This window comes from Microbacterium sp. As-52, from assembly GCF_049949185.1.
Lineage (GTDB): Bacteria > Actinomycetota > Actinomycetes > Actinomycetales > Microbacteriaceae > Microbacterium > Microbacterium maritypicum_A.
Genome location: NZ_CP188171.1, coordinates 3,521,594 through 3,545,362 on the forward strand (window position 1 = coordinate 3,521,594; position 23,769 = coordinate 3,545,362).

The 23,769-nt window shown below is 68.3% G+C and carries 22 protein-coding genes; 18 read left to right on the forward strand and 4 right to left on the reverse strand.

The genetic code is table 11. The annotated features are described in order from the left end of the window. The first annotated feature begins 90 nt into the window (after nt 1-90). Nucleotides 91-516, forward strand: coding sequence for a 30S ribosome-binding factor RbfA (gene rbfA / locus ACLFA2_RS16985; RefSeq protein WP_426621689.1), 426 nt, complete (start codon nt 91-93; stop codon nt 514-516). Nucleotides 517-678: 162 nt separating this feature from the next. Next, nucleotides 679-2,757: a response regulator transcription factor gene (locus ACLFA2_RS16990; RefSeq protein ID WP_426621690.1), complete on the forward strand. Its 2,079-nt coding sequence runs from the start codon at nt 679-681 to the stop codon at nt 2,755-2,757. Nucleotides 2,758-2,796: 39 nt separating this feature from the next. On the opposite strand, the gene ACLFA2_RS16995 is transcribed toward ACLFA2_RS16990, so the two are convergent. Next, nucleotides 2,797-3,693, reverse strand: coding sequence for an A/G-specific adenine glycosylase (locus tag ACLFA2_RS16995; RefSeq protein WP_167254336.1), 897 nt, complete (start codon nt 3,691-3,693; stop codon nt 2,797-2,799). A gap of 55 nt (nt 3,694-3,748) precedes the next feature. Between ACLFA2_RS16995 and ACLFA2_RS17000 the strand changes: the two genes are divergently transcribed. From ACLFA2_RS17000 to ACLFA2_RS17030, 7 genes are all read left to right on the forward strand, one after another. Next, a complete protein-coding gene (locus tag ACLFA2_RS17000) occupies nt 3,749-4,408 on the forward strand; it encodes a hypothetical protein (RefSeq protein ID WP_426621691.1) in 660 nt (219 codons plus the stop codon). 43 nt (nt 4,409-4,451) lie between these two features. Continuing rightward, nucleotides 4,452-5,345: a tRNA pseudouridine(55) synthase TruB gene (truB, locus tag ACLFA2_RS17005; RefSeq protein ID WP_021199409.1), complete on the forward strand. Its 894-nt coding sequence runs from the start codon at nt 4,452-4,454 to the stop codon at nt 5,343-5,345. Further along, entirely contained in the window at nt 5,342-5,710 is a 369-nt protein-coding gene (locus tag ACLFA2_RS17010; protein WP_021199410.1) for a hypothetical protein, read from the forward strand. Before truB ends, ACLFA2_RS17010 begins: the two co-directional genes overlap by 4 nt. Before the next feature lie 57 nt (nt 5,711-5,767). Then, nucleotides 5,768-6,205, forward strand: coding sequence for a hypothetical protein (locus ACLFA2_RS17015; RefSeq protein WP_231479831.1), 438 nt, complete (start codon nt 5,768-5,770; stop codon nt 6,203-6,205). Continuing rightward, nucleotides 6,202-7,152: a bifunctional riboflavin kinase/FAD synthetase gene (locus tag ACLFA2_RS17020; protein WP_021199412.1), complete on the forward strand. Its 951-nt coding sequence runs from the start codon at nt 6,202-6,204 to the stop codon at nt 7,150-7,152. Before ACLFA2_RS17015 ends, ACLFA2_RS17020 begins: the two co-directional genes overlap by 4 nt. Before the next feature lie 229 nt (nt 7,153-7,381). Beyond that, complete coding sequence (locus ACLFA2_RS17025; protein ID WP_136023701.1) at nt 7,382-9,526, forward strand: DEAD/DEAH box helicase; 2,145 nt, start codon at nt 7,382-7,384, stop codon at nt 9,524-9,526. A gap of 204 nt (nt 9,527-9,730) precedes the next feature. After that, complete coding sequence (locus ACLFA2_RS17030) at nt 9,731-10,759, forward strand: 6-phosphofructokinase (RefSeq protein WP_021199414.1); 1,029 nt, start codon at nt 9,731-9,733, stop codon at nt 10,757-10,759. Nucleotides 10,760-11,020: 261 nt separating this feature from the next. On the opposite strand, the gene ACLFA2_RS17035 is transcribed toward ACLFA2_RS17030, so the two are convergent. Then, complete coding sequence (locus tag ACLFA2_RS17035) at nt 11,021-13,120, reverse strand: S9 family peptidase (RefSeq protein WP_426621692.1); 2,100 nt, start codon at nt 13,118-13,120, stop codon at nt 11,021-11,023. Nucleotides 13,121-13,276: 156 nt separating this feature from the next. On the opposite strand from ACLFA2_RS17035, the gene ACLFA2_RS17040 reads away from it, so the two are divergent. From ACLFA2_RS17040 to ACLFA2_RS17055, 4 genes are all read left to right on the forward strand, one after another. Continuing rightward, nucleotides 13,277-14,680 (forward strand): inorganic phosphate transporter, encoded by a 1,404-nt coding sequence (locus tag ACLFA2_RS17040; protein ID WP_021199416.1) that lies wholly within the window; start codon nt 13,277-13,279, stop codon nt 14,678-14,680. Further along, on the forward strand, nt 14,677-15,012 hold the full coding sequence (locus ACLFA2_RS17045; RefSeq protein ID WP_021199417.1) for a hypothetical protein: 336 nt from the start codon (nt 14,677-14,679) through the stop codon (nt 15,010-15,012). Before ACLFA2_RS17040 ends, ACLFA2_RS17045 begins: the two co-directional genes overlap by 4 nt. 59 nt (nt 15,013-15,071) lie before the next feature. Further along, nucleotides 15,072-15,992, forward strand: coding sequence for a phosphodiesterase (locus ACLFA2_RS17050; protein ID WP_426621693.1), 921 nt, complete (start codon nt 15,072-15,074; stop codon nt 15,990-15,992). 61 nt (nt 15,993-16,053) lie between these two features. Then, a complete protein-coding gene (locus ACLFA2_RS17055) occupies nt 16,054-17,514 on the forward strand; it encodes an aspartate ammonia-lyase (protein ID WP_021199419.1) in 1,461 nt (486 codons plus the stop codon). A 64-nt stretch (nt 17,515-17,578) separates the two neighbouring features. Here the strand turns inward: ACLFA2_RS17055 and ACLFA2_RS17060 are convergent, their stop codons facing one another. After that, nucleotides 17,579-18,448 (reverse strand): fumarylacetoacetate hydrolase family protein, encoded by an 870-nt coding sequence (locus ACLFA2_RS17060; RefSeq protein ID WP_426621694.1) that lies wholly within the window; start codon nt 18,446-18,448, stop codon nt 17,579-17,581. 88 nt (nt 18,449-18,536) lie between these two features. On the opposite strand from ACLFA2_RS17060, the gene ACLFA2_RS17065 reads away from it, so the two are divergent. The 4 genes from ACLFA2_RS17065 (at nt 18,537) to ACLFA2_RS17080 (ending at nt 21,912) form a co-directional block, all read left to right on the forward strand. Beyond that, the gene (locus tag ACLFA2_RS17065; RefSeq protein ID WP_235045212.1) at nt 18,537-19,862 is read left to right on the forward strand and encodes a PrsW family intramembrane metalloprotease; all 1,326 of its coding nucleotides are present in this window, start codon (nt 18,537-18,539) and stop codon (nt 19,860-19,862) included. 46 nt (nt 19,863-19,908) lie between these two features. Continuing rightward, entirely contained in the window at nt 19,909-20,589 is a 681-nt protein-coding gene (locus tag ACLFA2_RS17070) for an alpha/beta fold hydrolase (RefSeq protein WP_426621695.1), read from the forward strand. A gap of 219 nt (nt 20,590-20,808) precedes the next feature. After that, nucleotides 20,809-21,177 (forward strand): FKBP-type peptidyl-prolyl cis-trans isomerase, encoded by a 369-nt coding sequence (locus tag ACLFA2_RS17075; RefSeq protein ID WP_021198599.1) that lies wholly within the window; start codon nt 20,809-20,811, stop codon nt 21,175-21,177. Between the two features lie 180 nt (nt 21,178-21,357). Then, nucleotides 21,358-21,912, forward strand: coding sequence for a YceI family protein (locus ACLFA2_RS17080; protein ID WP_426621696.1), 555 nt, complete (start codon nt 21,358-21,360; stop codon nt 21,910-21,912). Between the two features lie 33 nt (nt 21,913-21,945). On the opposite strand, the gene ACLFA2_RS17085 is transcribed toward ACLFA2_RS17080, so the two are convergent. After that, a complete protein-coding gene (locus ACLFA2_RS17085; RefSeq protein WP_167254326.1) occupies nt 21,946-23,238 on the reverse strand; it encodes an MFS transporter in 1,293 nt (430 codons plus the stop codon). A gap of 186 nt (nt 23,239-23,424) precedes the next feature. Here ACLFA2_RS17085 and rpsO point away from each other — a divergent pair, with 186 nt between their 5' ends. Then, nucleotides 23,425-23,694 carry a 30S ribosomal protein S15 gene (gene rpsO, locus ACLFA2_RS17090; protein ID WP_017830938.1) on the forward strand — a complete coding sequence of 90 codons (270 nt, stop codon included), beginning with the start codon at nt 23,425-23,427 and terminating at the stop codon, nt 23,692-23,694. The last annotated feature ends 75 nt before the right edge of the window (nt 23,695-23,769 follow it).

A 23,769-nucleotide genomic window follows, 5' to 3' on the forward strand; every position in this document is an offset into this window, starting at 1 on the left:
TTCGAAACACCTTCGGGCGTCTCCCTCTCCTGCTCCTTCCGAGCACGGAGACGGGGGACGCCCTGAGGGTTCCTGGACAGGGAGAGAATAATGGCAGGCGAAAGACAGGCCCGTCTCGCGGATCGGATCCGCGTGATCCTCGCCGAACGGCTGGAGAAGGGGCTGCGAGACCCGCGCCTCGGCTTCGTCACCATCACGGATGTCCGCGTGAGCGGCGACCTTCAGCATGCATCGGTGTTCTACACGGTGCTGGGGACCGAGGAGGAGCGCATCTCCAGTGGTGCGGCGCTCACGTCGGCGACCGGAATGCTGCGTAGCGAGGTCGGACGCCAGCTGAGCACTCGGCTGGTTCCGACGCTCGAGTTCATCCCCGACGCGCTTCCGGAGAACGCCGACCACATCGGGGCGCTGCTCCGTGAGGCGCAGCAGCGTGATGCCGACGTCGCCAAGCTCGCCTCGTCGGCATCCCATGCCGGTGACGCGGACCCCTACCGTGCGGACGACGACGCGGAGTGAGCGCCGTTTGATACGCTCGGCTTCGCGGGACCGGCTCCCGCGAAGCTGAGGGGGATCGGCATCGAGGGTACGGGCACGTCTGGGGGGCCGTTCATCGCGCCCGCCGCCGTCGGTCTCCTCCTGGAAGAACTGCTCGCGCAGGATCTCGGCTGTGCTCCACATGTGCTCGCCCGGTTGGCCGGCGATCTGGATGCCGACGCTGCCACGATCCGCGCTGTCGTCGAGCGGTTGACTCCGCACCAACGCCATGGGCTCCGACCGTTGCCGTCGCCGTTGCCCCTGGTCGCGGCGATCTCACGCAGGTTCGAGGGACTGCTGCTCGACGAGCGGGATCGTCAGCTCCTCCTCGCGCTCGCGGTCTGCTTGGACGATTCATTGGGTCCGCTCCTGGAGTTCGACGGACGCACGGCGACCGAGATCGCCGCTGCCGCCGTCGGCGATCACTTGACCCTGCACGCCGGCCGCGTGCGTTTCGTCGACGCCCGACTCTCGATCTGGGTGCGGGCGACGACCTGCACTGCCGGGACCGCGCTGGTCCATGAGCGTCTGAGCGCGGTCTTCCTCGATCGTGGTGACCCGATGAGCGCGGACTGGCACCGGGCTCGGGCATCTCTCGAGGGCGACCCGTCGACCGCACGGGAGCTCACCCTCATCGCGCGGCAGCTGAGCGAAGCCGGACATCCGGAGCGTGCACTGATGCTGGCGCGTGAGGCGGCAGAACATGCAGTCGGCGAGGATCAGGACGAGGCGCGGCTCGTGGCCGGGGCGTCGGCGGTCGGTGCCGGGTTCGCGGTGGAGGCCGCCGCCTGGTTGGGGACGCTGTATCCGCACAGCGGTGAACGACACAGGTGGGCGGGGCTCGGGGCTCTGATCGTGGCGCAGACCTTCGTGCAGGGGGCTGTTCCCGGGATCGATCCGACCACCGTGCGGCCGGGATCCGCCGACGAGAGCGATTGGCGTCATTGGACCAGAGCAGCCGCTCTCGCCGCCATCCTCTGCGCCGAGCGAGGAGACCGGCGGGGGATGCGCCTGTGGCTCGATGCCCTCCGGGACGGTGCCGTGCGGATCGGTGCCGAGCAGGAGCTGAGGGATCCGGTCGTCGCGCTGGGGTGGCTCATGGCCGGAGATCGCGATGCCGACATGGTGACGGAGTCGAGCTCGGTGAGCGGGGGGATGCTCCGAACTCTGCGCGCCGCGGTAGAGGGAGACATCGATCTGGGGCTGCGTCTGCTCGTCGTCGATGAATCGACGCCGTCCGGCGGTCCTGATCCTTTCGTGCCGGGCTACGAGCACAGCCCGGTCGTCCATGCGTATCGGTCGGTCGTCGAGGTCCTCCTGCTCGCGTGGCGAGGTGACATCGGTATCGCGCGGGACAGGCTGATCCAGGCGGCGCTCACCCTTCCCATCGCGCTGCCCCTCGCCGGGCTCGGAGTCGTCCTCGCCCGACGCCTCGATCTGGCGGTGCACGGCGAACTCGGCCCGTTCGCCCGGTCGCTCACGCTCACCCTTCCGCCTGGCGCGAAGATGGATCTGCTCGTGGACCGTGGTGTCCGGTCCTTCCTCACCGGCTCCTTCGACGATGCCGCAGCCACGGTCCGGCTCTGGTCCGATCTCGGCGCCCCGCAGACGACGATGACCGTGCCGGGTCTGGACGAGCTGGCCTCGCCTTCTCCCGGTGTCCCGTTGGCGGCCGCGTCTCTCGAGCCTCCGGAGATCGCGCTGGCGCAGCAGCTGCGGACACGCATCGCGACGGCGGCGGACGGGCGATGGCGTGCGGACGGCGACGAGGTCGCGGAGATCGCGCGAACGTTGCGTTCGCCGTTCGAGCGGGCGCGCGTGGAGATGATGCTCGGAAGCCGGCATGCGATCCGCGACGATCACTCGGCCGCGAGGATCCATCTGCAGTATGCCGAACGACTGTTCGAGCTCTCCGGCGCGACGGCATGGGCGAAGTCGGTGCGCGGGAGGCTGGACCGACTCGAGGCCAGAGAGGGGAGCATCGTCCCGGCGATGGGCCTGCTCTCGGCATGCCGTGCCGCCTGGTCGCTCCGGCTCACCGCCCGGGAGCTGGAAGTGGCGATGCGCGCGGTCCGAGGTGCAGCGAACCGTGAGATCGGCGAGGAGCTGAACGTTTCGGTCCGCACCGTGGAAGTCCACCTCGGCCGGATCTTCACCAAGCTCGACGTGCGGAGCCGCGTCGAGCTGACGGTACTTGCACATCGCACGGATCAACACGTCTGAGTCGTCATCGTCCGTGATCCGCCGTCGCGCGCGGCGCCGTCAGCGGGGCAGGAACAGGGTGGCCCCGTCGGCTTCGGCGAGCCCGTCGGCGATCAGCGAGTCGATCGCTCGGTCGCGCTGTCCGGTGTCGGGCCAATCCGGGAGGACGGCATCGAGCGGGACGGCCTCCGGATCCCGGCTCCGCAGCAGGCGCAGCACCGCGCCGCGTGCTTGCCGATCGGACCCTTCATAGGCGGCCTGGCGTCGGCGTCCGTCTCCCGTGTCCGGCCTGCCCGCTGCCAGCCATGCGCAACTCCCGGCGAGAGGGCAGAGCGGGCACCGGGGTGCCCGTGACGTGCAGACCGTGGCGCCGAGCTCCATCGCCGCCGCGTTGAACACGGCCGCCTCCGCGACATCCTCCGGCAGCAACGATGACATCAGGTCGAGGTCTCGGCGAGATGCCGCTCCCGGCTGCGCCCGGCCCTCGACGGCACGGGCGAGAACGCGCCGAGTGTTCGTATCGACCACGGGGTGCCGGTCGCCATAGGCGAACACGGCCACGGCGCGGGCGGTGTAGTCGCCGATGCCGGAGAGGGCCAGCAGCGCGTCCACGTCACGCGGAACGACTCCGCCATGACGATCCGTGATCTCGACGGCAGCGCGGTGCAGCCAGAGCGCGCGTCGGGGATACCCCAGGTTCGCCCATTGCTGCACGACCTCCGCCGTCGACGCCATCGCCATCGTGGCAGGGGTCGGCCACCGATCCAGCCATGCCTCGAGATGCGGAATGACCCTCGTCACCGGGGTCTGCTGCAGCATGAATTCGCTCACGAGAACGCCCCAGGCGCCGAATTCGTTATGAAACGCAGACCGACGCCACGGCAGGTCGCGCGCTGTGGATCGATACCATGCGGACAGGCGCGATCTCATCTCGGGACGGGCCTGTATATCGGGCATCCATCCAGCCTACGTGAGCTGCGAGACGAGCCCGGGACCGGAGACAGGGGCATCCATGATCAACACACGTACGAGCGCGCTCATCTTCGTGACGGCCTTGGCCGTCACGAGCCTGGTCGGGTGCACGGGAACGTCGGCACCCGCTTCGACGCCCAGCGGCGGATCCACGCCGAGCGGAACGACGTCGACCCCACCGACGCCGACACCGACAGCGGAGCCTCGGATCGAGGATCCGGCTGACCCCGGAACCTGGATCATCCACGAGGCGGGCGTCGGACCGATCGACGTCGGGGGCGACTTCACCTCGACGCTTGCCGGCCTCACCGGCTCCTGGACCAACGACACCGCGAACTGTTCGTGGTCGGCGTGGTGGATGGCAGCCGACTCCGCCTACGGTATCTCCTTCGTCCGCGGGACGGAGAGCGAGACGGCGCCCATCCGCGAGATCTCCGTCTACTCCGCGGCCGAAACTCCCGCCGTGGTCCCTGGACCGGTGACGGAGGACGGCCTCGGTATCGGAGCGACCATGGCCGAGGTGCTCGCTGCGTATCCTGACGCGCAGGAGGGGGTGTCGACGATGGGGAGCGACACCTGGCTCATGCTTCCGAGCGCGACCGACGCCCACGTCTTCTTCGCGTTCCGCGAAAACAGCGACACCGCATGGGACGTCACGGTGACGACCGGCGCCGAACCCTCGTACGAGGTCTGCGGCTGACCCCCGGGCCGGTGCACGGCGTCGCTCTCGGTAGGCTGGGGGGATGGTCTCGCCCGGCATCCTTCTCGTCGACAAGCCCGCAGGGCTGACCAGCCACGACGTCGTCGCCCGCACGCGACGAGCGTTCGGCACCCGCAAGGTGGGGCACGCCGGAACGCTCGACCCGATGGCGACCGGTCTGCTGGTCATCGGCATCGAGGGAGCGACCAGGCTCCTGACGTACGTCGTGGGGGCTGACAAGACCTACGCGGCGACGATCCGGCTCGGACAGACGACGGGCACGGACGATGCGGACGGCGAGATCCTCACGACGGCGGCTCCCGAGGCATGGGAGTCCGTCAGCGATGAAGCGGTCTCCGCCGGAATCGCGAGGCTCACGGGCGAGATCTCCCAGGTCCCCAGCGCTGTCTCCGCCATCAAGGTGGACGGTCGCCGCGCGTACGAGCGTGTGCGTGCCGGTGAAGAGGTCGTGCTCGCAGCGCGCGACGTGGTCGTCTCGCGGTTCGATCTGCTCGGCCGTCGCGAGGGCGACGGGTACATCGATCTCGACGTCGTGGTCGACTGTTCATCCGGAACATACATCCGTTCGCTCGCCCGCGACCTCGGCTCCGCTCTCGGCGTCGGCGGTCACCTCACCGCGCTGCGACGTACTCGTGTCGGGCCGTTCGATGTGACGGATGCCGTCGGCATCGAAGCGCTCGAGGGTGCACCGACCCTGACCCCCGGTGAGGCTGCAGGACGCCTTCTCCCGGTCCTTGCGATGTCGGTCGATGACGCGCGGGACCTCCGCCACGGCAAGCGTCTCGCAGGGCAGGCCGTCCGTCTCGAGAGCCGCCTCGGCGCAGCGATCGACGAGGACGGGGTTCTGATCGGGATCGTCGAGAGGCGCGGCGCAGACCTCAAGAGCGCCATGAACATGCCGGAGGGCGACCGATGATCCTGTGGTTCACGATCGCGCAGATCGTCGTCGCGGTCGCCGCGGGCGTGTTCTGTCTCGTCGCGGGGCTGATCGGCAGGCGACCGAGTGACTTCAGCGTCGGTGCTCTGGCCCTCGTCGAGGCGCTGCTCGTCGTCCAGGTGATCGTCGCCATCATCGCGCCCTTCTCAGGAAACCCGCCGACCGGAGACCTGCTCGAGTACTGGGTCTACCTGGTCTCCGCCGTGCTCCTGCCCGTCGGCGCGGTGCTGTGGGCGCTCATGGAACGCAGCCGCTGGAGCACCGTGATCCTGGGCGTCGCCGCACTCGCGATCGCGATCATGCTCTGGCGGATGCAGGTCATCTGGGCCGTCCAGCTCGCGTGAGGCGAGAGGCTTGCGCGGAGACCGGCCGTCTTCCGCGGCTCTAGGATGGAATGCGCTATGAGCTCCACCGCCCCCTCCTCTCGGATGACCGGAATCGGTCGTGTCCTCGTGATCGTCTACGCCGTCATGGCGCTGGCCGCCACGGGACGCAGCTTCGTGCAGATCGTCCGTCGGTTCGACGAGGCGCCGCTCGCGTACTCGCTCTCCGCACTCGCCGCGCTCGTCTACATCCTGGCCACGCTCGCCCTCGTCCTGGCTCGTCGTCGCGGCTGGTACACCGTCGCCTGGATCGCGATCGTCTTCGAGCTCACCGGCGTGCTCGTCGTCGGATTGCTGAGCATTCTGCTGCCCGAGCTGTTCCAGCATGAGACCGTGTGGTCGCTGTTCGGGCGGGGCTACCTGTTCATCCCGCTGGTCCTCCCGATCTTCGGCATCTGGTGGCTGCGCACGCATCGCCCCGCCGAAGTCGCGCGCCCTGTCGAGGTCGACGCGTGATCATCTTCCGAAGCCCGGATGAGGTGCCGGACGACTTCGGCCCGAGCGCGGTCGCCATCGGCAAGTTCGATGGGGTCCACGCCGGCCACCGCGCTGTGATCGCGCGCCTCGAGGAGGCGGCTGCTGCTACCGAGAGCCGATCGGTCGCGGTCACGTTCGATCGCAACCCGTTGGCCGTCATCCGCCCGGATCGCTGCCCCGAGAACGTCGTCACGGTCGACCGCAAGCTCGAGCTCCTCGGTGAGCTCGGGCTCGACGCGACGCTGGTGCTCACGTTCGACGAGGAACTCGCGGCCCGCAGCGCGGAGGATTTCGTCGTCGACATCCTCGTGGGAGCCCTCCAGGTGTCGACGGTCCTGGTCGGGCAGGACTTCCGGTTCGGGAACAGGGGAGCGGGGACGCCGGAGCTGCTGCGCGAACTCGGACCCCGCTACGGCTTCTCGGTCGAGGTCGTCGATGACGTCTACCTTCCGGGTTCTTCGCGGCGCGTGTCGTCGAGCTGGATCCGCGAACTGTTGATGGAGGGCGATGTCGCGACAGCCGCGACCGTTCTCGGGCGGTACCCGGATGTGCGCGGCGAGGTCGTGCACGGGCTCAAGCGCGGGCGGGAGCTGGGCTTCCCCACCGCGAATCTCTCGACCATCGTCGATGCCTTCGTTCCGGCGGACGGCGTCTATGCCGGGTGGCTCGTCGACCACGACACCGGCATCCGGCACCCTTCGGCCATCTCGGTCGGGACCAACCCCACGTTCGACGATGTCCTCGTGCGCCAGGTCGAGGCCCACGTGCTGGGCGAGACCGGCCTCGACCTCTACGGGCACGACGTCACGGTCGAGTTCGTCGACAGACTGCGGGGCATGGTGGCCTTCGAGGGCATCGACAAGCTGATGGAGCAGATGGGTGCCGACGTGAACGATGCCGCACGGGCCCTCGGACTGACGTCGTAGCGCGCGACCCGTTCGGCGGTTCGAATGGGCGGCTCGGCGTGGGCGATCGCGTCCACGCGGGCACGATGACATAGAATGGACATCGGCTCCCGCCGAACTTCGCGAATCTCGCGATCCCCGACGGGAAGAAGATCCACTGTTCGTACGGTCCTGGCTCACGCCACACGCGGACAACGAGAACGGCCCATGGCTTCCTGGGGAAGCCGGAGCCTTCACGCTCAGGAGGAGCATGCCGACTACGGCAACCGCCGCCACGCGGCGCAAGAAGACGTCCCGTCGTGACGACGAGGCACCCCTCATCCCGATCCTCGCGCGCAAGGTGCGCGAGATCGAGGCCAAGTCGCAGCGAGGGAAGCTCGGCCCCACGAATCGGGTGAAGTTCCAGGTGATCGCCTTCCTGGTGCGCGAAGAGCGCGCGCGTGTGAAGGCGGATGCCGAGATCGGTGATCCTGCTCGCGCCGAGCTGTTGAAGCGGCTCGACGGCGTCGCCACGATCCTCGCGAAGACGGCTGCGCGCGACACCTCGCTCATCCAGCTGCTGGAGGCCGACCAGGCGACATCGCCGGTGGCGAAGCGCATGCGCCGCGACTGGCTGCTCGAATCCGGCGCCGACCTCGCCCCGGAAGAGCTCATCATCGCCGACGCGGCACCGGTGCAGATCTCCACGATCCCGGCGGCGATCGCCGAGCGACAGGTCACCCCGCCGTCCGTCGAAGCTCGACAACTGGCCAATCCCTTCCTCGCTCCCGACCTGACGCCCCGACCGAGCGCCACGCCGCGACGCCGCCTCGACGGCTGGGAGCTCATGGGGCCGCTGTACAAGGCCTTCGAGACCGGAGCCGGCGGATCCGCCGCGTCCATGGATCTGCCTCCGGCGCCGGAGTTCGACCACATCTCGCCCAAGGGCCTCGAGGTCATGGTGCACCAGTCCCGGTTCCTCGAAGCCGTGAAGGCGGGGCACCGCAGCTTCCTCCTCGCCGATGAGCCAGGACTCGGCAAGACCGCGCAATCAGTGCTCGCCGCTTCCGTGGCGGGCGCGTACCCGCTGCTCGTCGTCGTCCCCAACGTCGTGAAGATGAACTGGGCGCGCGAGGTCGAGCGCTGGACGCCACAGCGTCGCGCCACGGTGATCCAGGGTGACGGCGACGACATCGATGCGTTCGCCGACGTGTTCATCGTGAACTACGAGATCCTCGATCGGCACATGTCCTGGCTCGCCTCGATCGGGCTGCGCGGCATGGTCGTCGACGAGGCGCACTTCATCAAGAATCTCTCCTCGCAGCGTTCCCAGAACGTGCTGTCGTTGGCCGCCCAGGTGCGCGAGCGCACTCCCGGGCACGACCCCCTGATGCTCGCCCTCACGGGTACGCCGCTGATCAACGACGTGGAGGACTTCGACGCGATCTGGCGCTTCCTCGGCTGGACCACCGGCGAGAAGCCGGGGCCCGAGCTCATGGAAAAGCTCGATGCGACCGGATTCACCCCGGCGGACAAGGCCTTCTATCCGGAAGCGCGCGACGCGGTGATCTCGATGGGCATCGTCCGCCGCAAGAAGAAGGACGTCGCAGCCGACCTGCCCGACAAGCTGATCGCCGATCTGCCGGTGCAGCTCGACGACGAGTTCGGGCGCAGCATCCGACAGGCCGAGCGCGAGCTGGGGGAGCGCCTCGCCGCTCGCTACCGCCGCATCATCGAGGCCCGCGGCGACCGTGGACTCGCACCCGGAGAGATCGACGACGACATCGTGCGGCTGGTCGCCCAGAACGAGCTCGAGGAGTCGAAGGCCGCCGGCACCGGGGGAGACAATGTCTTCACCATGGTCCGGCGCATCGGTCAGGCCAAGGCGCCACTGGCTGCCGACTACGCCGCTCAGCTGCAGCGTTCGGTCGGCAAGGTCGTGTTCTTCGCGAAGCACATCGACGTCATGGACCAGGCCGAGGCGCACTTCGCCGCCGCCGGCATCCGTTCGGTCTCGATCCGTGGGGACCAGACGTCCACGACCCGCCAGCAGGCGATCGACGACTTCAACGGCGACCCCGAGGTCGGCATCGCCGTCTGCTCTCTCACCGCTGCCGGTGTGGGACTCAACCTGCAGGCGGCGTCGAACGTCGTCCTCGCCGAGCTGTCGTGGACGGCAGCCGAGCAGACGCAGGCGATCGACCGCGTGCACCGCATCGGGCAGGACGAGCCGGTGACGGCGTGGCGGATCATCGCCGCGCACACCATCGACACCAAGATCGCCGAGCTGATCGACCAGAAGCAGGGACTCGCGGCACGCGCCCTCGACGGGGAAGCGGTCGAGGAGTCGGCCGGGGAGCCGGTGCAGCTGGCGGCGCTCATGCACCTGCTGCGACAGGCGCTGGGCGGAGCGTAAGCCTCAAGATCGGCTGTTCTTAACGCGGGATCTGGTGCGAAAGCCGGCGTCGGCGGGAAGTTCATCGATATCGGCGAATCGCCTTGTCAAGATCGGCGTTTTTCGTCGAGCCCGAATGGCGCCCGGGCACGCAGGGGCGCTAGTGTCGATCGAAGGCAGCGTCGCCTGTTCCCCCCCATCTCCCGAACGTCTGAAGGCACCAGCATGAAGATCGGCATCCTGACGAGCGGCGGCGACTGCCCCGGCCTCAACGCGGTCATCCGCGGCATCGTGCTCAAGGGCACGACCTCATACGACCTGGAGTTCGTCGGCATCCGCGACGGCTGGCGCGGACTCGTCGACGGGGACTTCATGCCGCTGACCCGGCACGAGGTGAAGGGGCTGTCGAAGGTGGGCGGCACGATCCTCGGCACCAGCCGCACGAACCCGTATGAGGGCGAGCGCGGGGGAGCCGAGAACATCGCCAAGACCCTCTACGGGCACAAGATCGACGGCATCATCGCGATCGGCGGTGAAGGCACGCTCGCAGCCGCCGACCGCCTCGCCAAGGACGGCATCAAGGTGATCGGCGTCCCCAAGACGATCGACAACGACCTGCAGGCGACGGACTATTCGTTCGGCTTCGACACCGCCGTGAACATCGCCACGGACGCGATGGATCGCCTCCGCACGACCGGTGACTCCCACCAGCGCTGCATGGTCGCCGAGGTCATGGGTCGGCACGTCGGCTGGATCGCCCTGCACGCCGGAATGGCTGCCGGTGCGCACGTCATCTGCATCCCCGAGGTACCGATGTCGATCGACGACATCACGGAGCTCGTCACCAGCGCCCACGACCGCGGTCGCGCGCCCCTGGTCGTCGTCTCCGAGGGGTTCAAGCTCCTCGGGATGGACGAGGCATACAGCGACAAGGGGCTCGACGCCTTCAATCGACCGCGCCTCGGCGGTATCGGCGACCAGCTCGCCCCCGAGATCGAGCGCATCACCGGCATCGAGACGCGTGCGACGATCCTCGGCCACATCCAGCGCGGTGGATCGCCGTCGGCCTTCGACCGCGTTCTCGCCACGCGCCTGGGGCTGCATGCGGCGGACGCGATCGTGGACGGCGCGTGGGGTCAGATGGTCGCCATGCAGGGCACCGACATCGTGCGGGTGCCGTTCGCCGATGCGCTCGGCGAACTGAACACCGTCCCGCGCTACCGCTACGACGAGGCTGCGGCGCTCTTCGGCTGAGTCCGAGAGCGATCGGATCCATCACGCCGAATCAGGCGACCTCGCGGAATCAGGCGACTTCTCCTCCCGCGTGCCTGATGCGGCGTGTTCGCCTGATCTCGCGTGCTCTATGTCGCGCGTCGAATCGCGCCCGGGTCGCGCGGTGAAACAGCCGCGGGTTCTCAGGTGTGCGTCTTGTGCCGGTGCAGACCCTGGACTGTTCTGACGTGATCGCCTGATGTGGCGCCCACGAACGGGCGCTCACACCAGGAGGTCCGGCGCTCAGGCGTCGGCGAGGCCGAGCGTCTCGAGGAGCCAGGCGAGTTCGAAGGCCCGCTCCTTCCAAGAGTTGTAGCGCCCGCTCACGCCGCCGTGCCCGGCGACCATCTCGCACTTGAGGAGCACGTCCTTCGCCCCGGCTTCGCGTAGACGGGCGACCCACTTGGCGGGCTCCACGTAGAGCACACGGGTGTCGTTCAGGGATGTGACGGCGAGGATCCGCGGGTATTCGACGCCGTCTCGGACATTCTCGTACGGGCTGTACGACTTCATGTAGGCGTACACATCCGGGTCGTGGAGGGGGTCGCCCCATTCGTCCCACTCGATCACGGTCAGCGGCAGCGACGGGTCGAGGATCGTGGTCAGGGCGTCCACGAAAGGCACCCCGGCGAGGATGCCGGCGAAGAGCCCGGGCGCGAGGTTCGTCACAGCCCCCATCAGCAGGCCCCCGGCGCTGCCGCCCTCGGCCACCATGAGAGTCGGTGCCGTGACCCCGGTCTCGACCAGGTGCTCGCCGCAGGAGACGAAGTCCGTGAAGGTGTTGCGCTTGTGGAGGAGCTTGCCGTCCTCGTACCACTGTCGCCCCATCTCTCCTCCACCGCGGACGTGCGCCACCGCGAAGATCACACCCCTGTCCAGCTCGGAGAGGCGCGCGACCGAGAAGCCGGGATCGATCGAGTGCTCGTACGAGCCGTACCCGTACAGGTGCACCGGCCGTGCCTCGCCCCCGGGTTCGCCGAACGAGCGCTTCCAGACGAGCGAGATCGGCACGCGGACGCCGTCCGCAGCGGTCGCCCACTCACGCCTCTGCCCGTAGTCGGCGGGGTCGTATCCACCCAGCACCGGCACCTGCTTGCGCAGCACGAGCTCGCGGGTCGCGAGATCGAGGTCGTACACGGTCCCCGGCGTCACGAACGACGTGTATCCCAGGCGCAGGAACGGGGAGTGCCATTCGGGGTTCCCGCTCACTCCGGCGGAGTAGAGCGGCTCGTCGAAGGCCAGCTCGTCGACGACATCCGTCTCGTAGTCGAGCAGGCCGACGCGTTCGAGTCCTTCGCTGCGGTACTCCACGGTGGCGAAGTCGCGGAACGCGTCCACACCCAGCAGGCGTCTGCCCTGTTCGTGCGCCACCACCACGTGCCGCGATCCCCGGGGGTCCGCGGCGGCGACCGACACGAGCTCGAAGTCGAGGGCTCCGTCGTTGTGCAGCACGAGCAACCGGTCCTCGCCGCCCACGACCGCGTGCTCGACGGAATACTCGACGCCTTCGCGACGCGGCCAGACCAGCTGCGGCTCAGCGGTGAGCTCGCCGGTCAGATCGACGAGGTACTCCTCGCTCGTGATGCTCGAGCCGACCGCGATGACCAGATACCGGCGGCTGCGGGTGATCCCTGCCCCGAGCCAGAACTTCTCGTCCGGCTCGTGGAAGAGCCGCACGTCGTCCGACACCGGCGTGCCGAGGCGATGCAGCCACAGGGTGTCGGGGCGCCAGGCCTCGTCACGGGTCGTGTAGAGCACCCCGGTGCCGTCGGGCGTGAAGAAGGCGCCGCCCGTGTTCGGGATCTCGTCGTCGAGCGTGGTGCCCGTGGCGAGGTCGCGCACGTGCACGGTGTAGAGCTCGTCACCCTCGAAATCGGTGGACCAGAGCAGCTTCGTGGCGTCGTCAGACGTGTCGAAAGCGCCGAGCGAGAAGAAGTCGTGTCCTTCCGATTCGACATTGCCGTCGAGGAGCACGATCTCTCCCGGAACCGCGACTCCTGGCTCGAGACGCGGGGGAGTCCAGTCGTCCGGGGCGGCAGCGGCGCGGCAGTGGATGCCGTACTGGGCCCCCTCCTCGCTGCGGCTGTAGTACCACCAGTCCCCTCGGCGAGTGGGGACGGACAGGTCCGTCTCCTGGACACGGCCCTTGATCTCCTGGAAGAGTCTCTCGCGCAGATCGGCGAGGTGCGCCGTCTCGGCGTCTGTGTGGGCGTTCTCCGCTTCGAGGTGGGAGATGACCTCGGCGGATTCCTTGGCACGAAGCCATTCGTAGGGATCCTCGAAGGTGTCACCGTGATGGGCGCGGAGGGTCGAGCGGCGGTCGGCGGCAGGGGCGTCAGTCACCGTCTCACGCTATCCCAGGTCGAGTTGACCGGCACGGGGGAGGGTGGGAGAATTCACCGGGGCCGGTTAACGGAAGTCAAACCCACGGTGAACTCTTCGTTCGTCACGTCGATCTCGTCGACATCTCCTTCTTCCTCAAACGACCGAAAGCGAACGGTGGAAACCGCAGCCCTCATCGTCGTGCTTGTCATCGCGCTGGCACTCTTCTTCGACTTCACCAACGGCTTTCACGACACGGCGAATGCCATGGCGACGCCGATCGCCACCGGCGCGCTGAAGCCCAAGACCGCCGTCCTCCTCGCCGCAGTGCTGAACCTCGTCGGCGCCTTCCTGTCCACCGAGGTCTCCAAGACCATCTCGGGCGGCATCATCCGCGAGGATGCGATCATCTCCGCGGGAGCCGATCTGTTCCTCTCGTTGATCTTCGCCGGTCTCATCGGCGCGATCACCTGGAACATGCTCACATGGCTCCTGGGGCTGCCTTCGAGCTCGTCGCACGCGCTCTTCGGCGGACTCATCGGCGCCACTCTGGTCGGTGCGGGGATCGGGGGCATCGACTTCGGCATGGTGCTCTCGAAGATCGTGCTCCCCGCCCTGATCGCCCCTGTCACGGCAGGGCTGATCGCGTTCGCCGCGACGAAGATCGCCTACTCGGTCACCCGTCGCTACGACGGGAAGCCCGACGGCCGCGACGGCTTCCGATGGGGCCAGATCTTCACGTCGTCCCTCGTCGCGCTCGCCCATGGGACCAACGATGCGCAGAAGACGATGGGAGTGATCACCCTCGCGATGATCACGATCGGCTGGCAGTCCGGCGCCCATCACGAGCCCGAGCTGTGGGTCATCGTCGCGTGTGCCTTCACCATCGCCCTCGGCACCTACCTCGGCGGATGGCGCATCATCCGCACCCTCGGCAAGGGGCTGACCGACGTCAAGCCCGCCCAGGGCTTCGCTGCGGAGAGCTCGACCGCGGCCACCATCCTCGCCTCCAGCGCCCTCGGCTTCGCCCTCTCCACCACGCAGGTCGCGTCCGGTTCGGTGATCGGCTCCGGCCTCGGCCGCCGCGGGTCCACCGTGCGCTGGCGGACCGCCGGCCGCATCGGAGTCGGCTGGCTGCTGACGCTTCCCGCTGCCGGAGGCGTAGGCGCTCTCGCGGCGCTGCTGGTGGTCTGGCTGGGCAACTGGGGAGTGGCGATCGATGCCGTGATCGCCCTGGTGATCATCCTCGGCCTCTTCATGCGTTCGCGTCGCAATGCTGTCACCCCGGCGAACGCGATGAGTGACGTCGCCGAGTCCGGCAGGGCCGTCGAACTCCCCGATACGCCTCCGCCGACGCGCCGCCAGCAGCGCATCGAGCAGGCCAAGGCCGAGGCCAGGGCCCGTGCCGAGGCGCGCGAGCAGGCGAAGGCCCAGGCGAAGGCCCAGGCGAAGAAGGACGCCGAGAAGAAAGCCGAGAAGAAGAAGGCCAAGAAGGCGGAGGCCAAGGCCGGTGCCGGCTCGTCGAAGGCTGCGGCCTCGACGACGAAGCCCGACGCCGACCGGAACGGGGAGTCCGAATGAACGTCGTGATCGACTGGGTCGCCTTCCTCCAGGTGTTCGCGGCAGCCCTCATCGGCGCCGCCGCCATCGTCACGTTCTACGCGCTGGGACTCCGACTGCTCGTGCGCAGCGGGCGGGCCCCGGTGGTGAGTCCTGCAGAGTTCACGGACGCCATCACCGTGATCACGGAGAAGGAACTCAAGCGCGCCGAGAAGCAGGCGGCGAAGGCGGCACGCAAGAGCCCGCTGACCGAGGGCCAGAAGACGGTGGCCCTGGTCGGCGCCTACGGCTGTTTCGCGCTCTGCGCCGCCGCCGTGGTGAGCGGAATCCTGCTCCTCGTCGTCGGTCACTGACCTCGGAGGGCGAGCGCGGGTCGCGTCCGCCGCTGCCGGTGCGGCAATAGGCTGAGGCCATGTCCGCAGGAACCGGCAGTCCGTACGTCTTCGGCAGGCACGAGCCCGCGTCGCACGTGCTCATCCACGTCAGCGACCCGCATTTCCTCGCGGGGGGAGCGCGCCTGGGCGGACGCTACGACGTCGAGGCGAACTTCGACCGCACGCTCGACGCGATCCGCGCGGTGCATCCGCATCCGACGGCGATCGTCGTCACGGGTGACCTGGCCGACCTCGGCGAGCCCGACGCGTATCGCCGTCTGCGCGCTGCGGTCGAGCCGGTCGCGGCGGAACTCGGCGCCCCGGTGATCTGGGTGGCGGGAAACCACGACGAACGTCCGGCGCTGCGTGAGGGGCTGCTCGATCTGGCTCCGACCGAGGAGCCTGTGACCGGTGTCTGGGACCTCGAGGGTCTCCGACTCGTGGCGCTGGACACGAGTGTCCCGGGCTGGCATCACGGGGATCTCGATGACGGTCAGCTCTCCTGGCTCGCCGAGGTCCTCGCCGAGCCGGCCCCGCACGGCACCCTGCTCGCAATGCATCATCCGCCTCTTCCGAGCCACCTCCCGCTGTTCGACACCCTGGAGCTGCGACATCAGGACGAGCTCGCCGCCGTCGTCCGCGGCAGCGACGTCCGAGGCATCCTCGCCGGGCATCTGCACTACTCCTCGCACGGCACCTTCGCCGGCGTGCCGGTGAGCGTGGCATCGGCGACGTGCTACACCATGAACGTCGCGCGCCCGTCTGCCGAGGTCAACGGAATGGACGCCGCTCAGGCGTTCCAGCTCGTGCACGTGTACCCCGACACGATCACCCACACCGTGGTCCCGGTGACCAGTGCCGACACCGGCGACTACTTCTCCGAGGCCTGGCTGGAGCGCATGGCGAAGCTCGACCCGGAAGGGCGACTCGAAGCCTTCTCCCGCAAACCCGCACGCTGAGCGGCGTAGACTGAAGACATCCCCCACCCTTCTCACCCGCCACGACCCACGAGGATGTGACATGGCTTCTGCCGCGCCTACCCTGACCCGCACCGAGACCGATTCGCTCGGGAGCATGGAGATTCCCGTCGACGCGTACTGGGGGATCCACACCGCCCGCGCCGACGCGAACTTCCCGATCACGAAGCGGCCCATCTCGGTGTATCCCGACCTCGTGGTCGGCCTCGCGATGGTCAAGCAGGCCAGCGCCCGTGCGAACCGCGAGATCGGCGTGCTCGACCCGGAGCGGGCGGACCTGATCGACCGGGCGGCTCAGCGCGTGATCGACGGCGAGTTCCACGAGCAGTTCACGGTCGGCGTCATCCAGGGTGGAGCCGGCACGTCGACCAACATGAACGCGAACGAGGTCATCACCAACATCGCGCTCGAGATGGCGGGCCGCGAGAAGGGCGACTACGCCTTCCTTTCGCCGATCGACCACACCAATCGCAGCCAGTCCACGAACGATGTGTACCCGACCGCGGTGAAGATCGGCCTCTCGCTGACCCTGCGCTCGCTGCTCGAGGAACTCGACCTGCTGCGGCTGTCGTTCCTGGGCAAATCGCGCGAGTTCCACGATGTGCTGAAGGTGGGGCGCACGCAGCTGCAGGATGCCGTGCCGATGACGCTGGGGCAGGAGTTCAACGGCTTCGCCACGACGCTCGGCTACGACCACACCCGTCTCACCGAGAACGCCTCGCTGATGTTCGAGATCAACATGGGCGCCACCGCGATCGGCACCGGGATCACCACCCACCCCGGTTACGCACCCGCCGTGCTCAAGCACCTGCGCGAGATCACGTCGCTCGACCTCCGCACTGCCGGTGACCTCGTCGAGGCCACCAGCGACACCGGCTCGTTCATGTCGTTCTCGTCGACTCTCAAGCGCAACGCGATGAAGCTGTCGAAGATCTGCAACGACCTCCGTCTTCTCTCGTCCGGCCCGCAGGCGGGTCTCGGCGAGATCAACCTTCCTGCCATGCAGGCGGGCTCCAGCATCATGCCCGGCAAGGTCAACCCGGTCATCCCCGAGGTCGTGAACCAGGTGGCGTTCGCCGTCGCCGGTGCGGACATGACGGTGACGATGGCGGCAGAGGCCGGACAGCTGCAGCTGAACGCCTTCGAGCCGGTCATCGCGCATTCGATCTTCCAGTCGATCACCTGGATGCGTCAGGCGATGTGGACTCTGCGAGTGAACTGCGTCGACGGCATCACCGCGAACCGTGACCGCCTCGGCGCGATGGTCGGTGCCTCGGTCGGAGTCATCACGGCGCTGACCCCGTTCATCGGCTACGCCGCGGCGGCCGCTCTCGCGAAGACCGCACTGCTGACCAACCGCAGCGTGGCCGACCTCGTGGTGGAGGCCGGCCTCATGTCGCGCGACGAGGTCGTCAAGCAGCTCTCGCCTGCGCGCCTGTCGGGACTCGAGACCATCACGGCCGCGATCCCGGTGATCTCACCGGAAGACCTGATCGAGATCTGATCTCACAGACGGATAGACGAAGGGGACGGATGCGCCGGCATCCGTCCCCTTCGTCTCCGTGAAGTCAGTCGGTGATGCGGCAGTGGGTGGTGAGCTCGCCGATGCCGTCGATGCCCACCGTGACGGTGGACCGGTCGCGAAGGAAGATCTGCGGGTCGCGCGAGTAGCCGGCACCGCCGGGGCTGCCGGTCGAGATGAGGGTGCCGGGGAGCAGCGTGAGCGACTGCGAGAGGTGCGCGATCAGCTTCGCCACCGAGCGCACCATCTGATCGGTGCTCGCATCCTGCACGGTGTGACCGTCGACGATGGTCCAGATGTGCAGGTCCTGCGGGTCGGCGATCTCATCCGCGGTCACCGCGAACGGCCCGGTCGGGGTGAATCCGTCGAACGACTTGCAGCGTGACCACTGAGCCTCGGAGAACTGGATGTTCCTGGCGGTGATGTCGTTGACCACCGTGTATCCCCAGACGTGCGACAGCGCATCAGCCTCGGCGACGTCCTTCGCAGGCGAGCCGATGAGCACGCCGAGCTCGGCCTCGTAGTCGACGGCCTCACTCAGCGTGCGCGGCCAGGATGTGGTCTGGTCGTGTCCGGTGAGCGAGTTCGGCCAGAGTGTGAAGACGGTCGGGGCGGCATCGGTCTTGAGACCGAGCTCACTCGAGTGCGCGGCGTAGTTGAGGCCGACGGCCAGCACCGCGGGCGGAGCGAGCACGGCCGAGGCGAAAGTCCATCCCGCGAGCGGATGCCGCGGCGCGGTGGTGTCCGCCAGAGCGCGGCGCAGTGCGTCGAGACCATCGTCCCCTCTCTCGATCAGCTGCTGCAGCGTGGCAGGAGGGTCGGTCAGGAGATCAGAGACGAGGACGGCGTCCGAGCCCTCCACGACGGCGAGAACCGCGAGAGGGGAGTCGGGACGGCGCAGGTGAGCGAACCGCATGCTTCTACGCTACCGGGTGGGTGCAGGTCGCCGGGTGGAGGGGGTCGCCATATCCGGGTGCCCGGCGTTGTGCCCATAAGCTTTGCCTATGAGTTCCGGAGGACCGTCCCAGCCGCAGCAGCCCTCGCCGTATGCGCCTCCGCCGGCACCGCCGTTGCCGTCGACACCGCCGCAGCAGGTACCGCCGCGAGCCTTCGCGCCCGCGCCGTACGCGAGCCAGGTCTCGGCGCCCGCGGCCCGCACCTCCGTCACGGGGTATGCATCGTCCCTCGCGCAGCCGACGCCCTACACGCCGCCGGCTCCCGTCGCTCCGTCGCCGGCGGAGTCGCTCCCGGCGCTGCCCGTTCCGACGAGGAAAGGGCGCACGGTGTCGCTCTGGCTCTTCGGGGTGCTCGGCTTCCTCCTGATCGCCCTCGTCGGCTACTTCGTCTGGGCGCTCGGATCGTTCGCTTCCGTCGTGGGGCTGGTGCTCGCGCTCATCCCTCTGACCATCGTGTTCCTGGGCGTGCGCCTGATCGATCGGTGGGAGCCCGAGCCCAAGCGGCTGGTGGCGTTCGCCATCGCATGGGGCGCCGTCGCGGCCGTCGGGCTCACCCTTCTCGTCGACACCGCGCTGACCCTCCTGCTCGACATCCGCTCCGAGGAGTTCACCGCCGTCGTGCAGGCGCCTATCGTCGAGGAGCTCTGGAAGGGGCTCGGCGTCTTCCTCATCTTCCTGCTCGCCCGACGAGCGTTCGACGGCCCTGTCGACGGCATCGTGTACGGCGCGCTGGTCGGGGCGGGTTTCGCTTTCACCGAGAACATCCAGTACTTCGGGGTGAGCCTCATCGAGGGTGGCGGCGAGCAGCTGACCGTCACGTTCGTGGTGCGCGGGCTCTTCTCGCCCTTCGCTCATGCCATGTTCACCGCGATCACCGGCTTCGCGATCGGCCTCGTCGCTCGGCGTCACGGCTCGGCGAAGGCCGCGCTCGGTGCTGGCGCGGTGGGGGTGGTCGGGGCGATCCTGCTCCACGCCCTCTGGAACGGCTCGGCGACGTTTGCCGACTTCTTCGGTCTCTACTTCACCCTTCAGGTGCCGCTCTTCATCGGATTCATCCTGTGCATCGTCGCGTTGCGTCGTGAGGAGGCCCGACTCACCCGTGCCCGCCTCGAGGACTACGCCGCGGCCGGATGGTTCACGCCCGAGGAGGTCACCATGCTCGCCACCCCTGCCGGGCGCAAGGTCGGACTCGCCTGGGCGTCGCAGCTGCGGGGGGACCGTCGTCCGCTGATGCGCGCCTTCATCAAAGAGGCGACCGAGCTCGCCGCTGTCCGTCAGCGGGCGATCACCGGCCGCGACCCCATGGCCGTGGATGACGAGCGCGCGCTCCTGATCCGCACCAGGGCGACCAGGGCGGCCCTTCTGGCGTACTGACGCGACACGCGACGGCGTACCCTTCTCGGAGGGAAGGCGGTGGCGGATGAGCACCTTCGTCGTGATCCACGGTGGCGGAGATGTCGGATGGTCCTGGCATCTGGTCGCCGCCGAGCTGCGAGCGCGCGGGCAGGAGGTGTTCGCGCCCGACCTTCCCGCCGACGACGACACGCTCACTCTCGACGACTACGCCGAGGCGGTTGCGGAGCTGGTGGGTGCGCAGGCGGGGGTGGTGGTCGTCGGTCATTCCTTCGGGGCCTTCACCGCGCCGCTGGTCGCCGAGCGCCTCTCCGCCGATCTCCTCGTCCTGATGGCGGGGATGATCCCGTCCCCGGGCGAGTCCCCGGATCAGTGGTGGGCGAACTCGGGATACGTCACGGCGTCTGCCGCCCAGTCGGCGCGGGACGGCGGGTTGACCGGGAACGACGACCCCCTCGTCAGTTTCTACAACGAAGTTCCGCACGAGCTGGCAGAGGAGGCGCTCCGACGGGAGAGGGCGCATCCGTCGCAGGCGGCGATGGAGAGGCCGTGGCCTCTGGCGGCGTGGCCCGACGTGCCGACGAGATTCGTGCTGTTCGCCGACGATCGCTTCTTCCCTGCCGCATTCCTGCGCGACCTCGCCGAGACCCGCCTGGGAGTGGTCGCGGATGAGCTGCCCGGCGGACACTGCGCGATGCTGAGCCGACCGGTGGAGATCGCCGAGCTCCTCGCAGGATACGTCGAGTGAGGGGCCGGGAATCGCTCCAGGACAAGACTCAGCGCCCGGTGCTGCGGCGATGCCTGCGAGTCTCCCGGGCGCTGAGTTGATCTGTAAACAGGGTGCACCCGGCCCTGCATGAGTGTCAAGAGCTTGTTGCCGAGGTTCGCCGGCGAGGGTGTGAGGTGTTCGCTGTGAGCAGGTGTGCGTGCGTTGACCGGGTCCGTCGGCCTCGGGTTTGATGGAGACATGACTGAACGCACAAAGCCTGAGTTCGAAGCCCCCAGCACTCCCGCTCCGGCGGAGCTCGTCGTCCGCGACATCATCGAGGGTGACGGCGCCGAGGCGAAGCCCGGCGACACCGTCACGGTCCACTACGCCGGCGTCGAGTTCGACTCCGGCGAGGAGTTCGACTCCTCGTGGGGCCGTGGCGAGACGATCCAGTTCCCGCTGCGCGGCCTGATCCAGGGGTGGCAGGACGGGATCCCCGGCATGAAGGTGGGCGGTCGCCGCGAGCTGATCATCCCGCCGCATCTCGCCTACGGCCCGGTCGGCGGCGGGCACTTCCTCTCCGGCAAGACGCTGATCTTCATCATCGATCTGGTCGCCGTCGGCTGACATCGGTCTCTTCCACGAGGCGTCTCTCTCCTCCGGGAGGGAGGCGCCTCGCGGCATGTGCGGGAAAGATTCTTCATTCAGGGGAATACATGCGAATGAATGTAAGTTGTCACAGTGGTCGCGGCGACGCGGCCCCTGTCCCTTGCCGCAGCAGCGGCTGAAGTCTCCAGAGGAGAAGCAATGACCAGCATCGACATCCCCGGCTACCGTCCCGGCGCCTGGGTCCTGGACCCTTCGCACAGCGAGGTCACCTTCAGCGTGCGCCACATGATGATCTCGAAGGTGCGCGGCACCTTCGGGGTGAAGAGCGCGACGCTGATCGCTCCGGAGAACCCGCTGGACGCCAAGGTCGAGGCGACGGTCGACGTGACCTCCATCGACACCAATGACGAGGGTCGCGACGCGCACCTGCGCTCGGCGGACTTCTTCGACACCGAGAACTTCCCGACCATGGAGTTCGTCTCCACCGGTGCGCACGTCAAGGGCGACGACCTGTACGTCGACGGCGACCTCACCATCCGCGGCGTCACCAAGCCGGTCAGCTTCGAGCTCGACTTCGGCGGCTTCGGCACCGACCCCTACGGCAACTACAAGGCCGGCGCCTCTGCCAAGACCGTCATCAACCGCGAGGACTTCGGCCTCACCTGGAACGCGGCACTCGAGACCGGTGGCGTTCTCGTCGGCAAGGACGTCACGATCAGCCTCGACCTGCAGGGTGCCCTGCAGCAGGACTGACCTCCACGGAGCATCGTCCGGACCCCGGGCCCGTCAGGGCTCGGGGTTCTCTGCGTCGTAGTCGTGGAATCGGCGGTTGCGCTGCGCGAGCGCGGCGACGAGGGCGATGACCAGCACTCCACCGAGCAGGGGAGGGAACCAGAGGGTCGTGAGCGTCGCCAGCGTGCCCGCGTACAGCGCCCCGACGCGGGGCCCGCCGGCGACCACGACGATGAACAGGCCCTGGAGGCGTCCGCGCATCGAGTCGGGTACGGCGGCCTGCATCATCGTGTTGCGATAGATCGAGCTGACGTTATCGGAGGCGCCGGACAGCGCGAGGGCGATGCAGGCGGCGACGATCAGTCCGACGTGAGGAGCAGCCGCACTCGCGGGGGCCGAGAATGCGCCGACGAGCAGGACGAGCCCGAACAGCAGGATCGATGCGCCGTACGCCTCCACCGCCCGGGCGATGCCACGGCCATGCCAGCGGTACTGCACGACGCGACCGGAGAACAGGCTCGACGCGAAGGTGCCCACCGCCACCGCGGCGGTGAGGATGCCGGTCGTGAGCGCTCCGCCGCCCAGCAGCACCGTGCCGAGCGCGGGGAAGAGGACGAGCGGCTGCCCGAACGTCATCGCGATGATGTCGATGATGTACTGCATCCGGATGTTGCCTGCTCTGCGGAGGAAGCGCCAGCCGTCCACCAGCGACTCGAGGCCGGGGCGGACGATCTCTCCCTCCGGCCGCAGCGCCGGGAGCGTCCACAGTCCCAGGAACATCGACAGCATGAGCACGACGTCGATCGTGTACGTCCAGCCGTAGCCGGTGAGGGCGACGAGGAGGCCCGCCAGCGCGGGTCCGGCCATGACCGTCAGCCCGAAGGCCACACCGTTCAGCGCGGATGCTGCGGCGAGCTTCTCGCGGGGGATGAGCCGCGGCACTATCGCCGTGCGCGTGGCCATGCCCACCGAATTGGCGGCGGAGTTGATCATGCTCAGCGCATACAGCCACCAGATGGTCTCCATACCCGTCCAGGTGAGAGCCGCGAGCAGGGCGGTGGAGACGAAAGTGATGGTCGCCGCGATCAGTGCCACCCGGCGTCGGTCGAACGCATCGGCGAGCATGCCGCCGTACAGGCCGGCGAGGATCATCGGCACGAGTCCGGCCACGGCGATCATCGAGACCGCGAAGGTGTTCTGCGTCAGGGCGAACACGTGCAGCATCACCGTGACGATGGTGAGCTGGCCGCCGATGCCGGCGAGTGTCGACCCGATCCACATCCGGGCGAACGCCGGACTGGACTTCAAGGGGGAGAGGTCGATCAGATGACCGCGGCGGGCGCTCACTCCTCGAACTTCTTCTGCACGTTTCGAGACTAGTTGACCCTGACGGACTCGTTCCGCCGCCGGTGTCACCGAGGGTGGTCGTCGGCTGGTAGACTCGTCAGGTTGCCGTTCGATCGGCCGCGGATAAAGAGAGCCCACGTATCAGGCGTCGGGCGCCGCGCAACAAGCAGAGAGGGGATCGAATCTATGGCACTGGAAGCAGACGTCAAGAAGGCGATCATCGAAGAGTACGCGACGCACCCCGGTGACACCGGATCCCCCGAGGTGCAGGTCGCAATGCTGACGCAGCGCATCAAGGACCTCACCGAGCACCTCAAGGAGCACAAGCACGACCACCACTCGCGTCGTGGGCTGTTCCTGCTCGTCGGTCAGCGCCGTCGTCTGCTCGGCTACCTCCAGGACATCGACATCGCGCGCTACCGCTCGCTGATCGAGCGTCTCGGACTCCGCCGCTAAGGCACTGCGATCCTGCGTTCAATCGCGCAGAACATTCTTGAGAAGGCCGCCCCACGGTGTGGGGCGGCCTTCGTC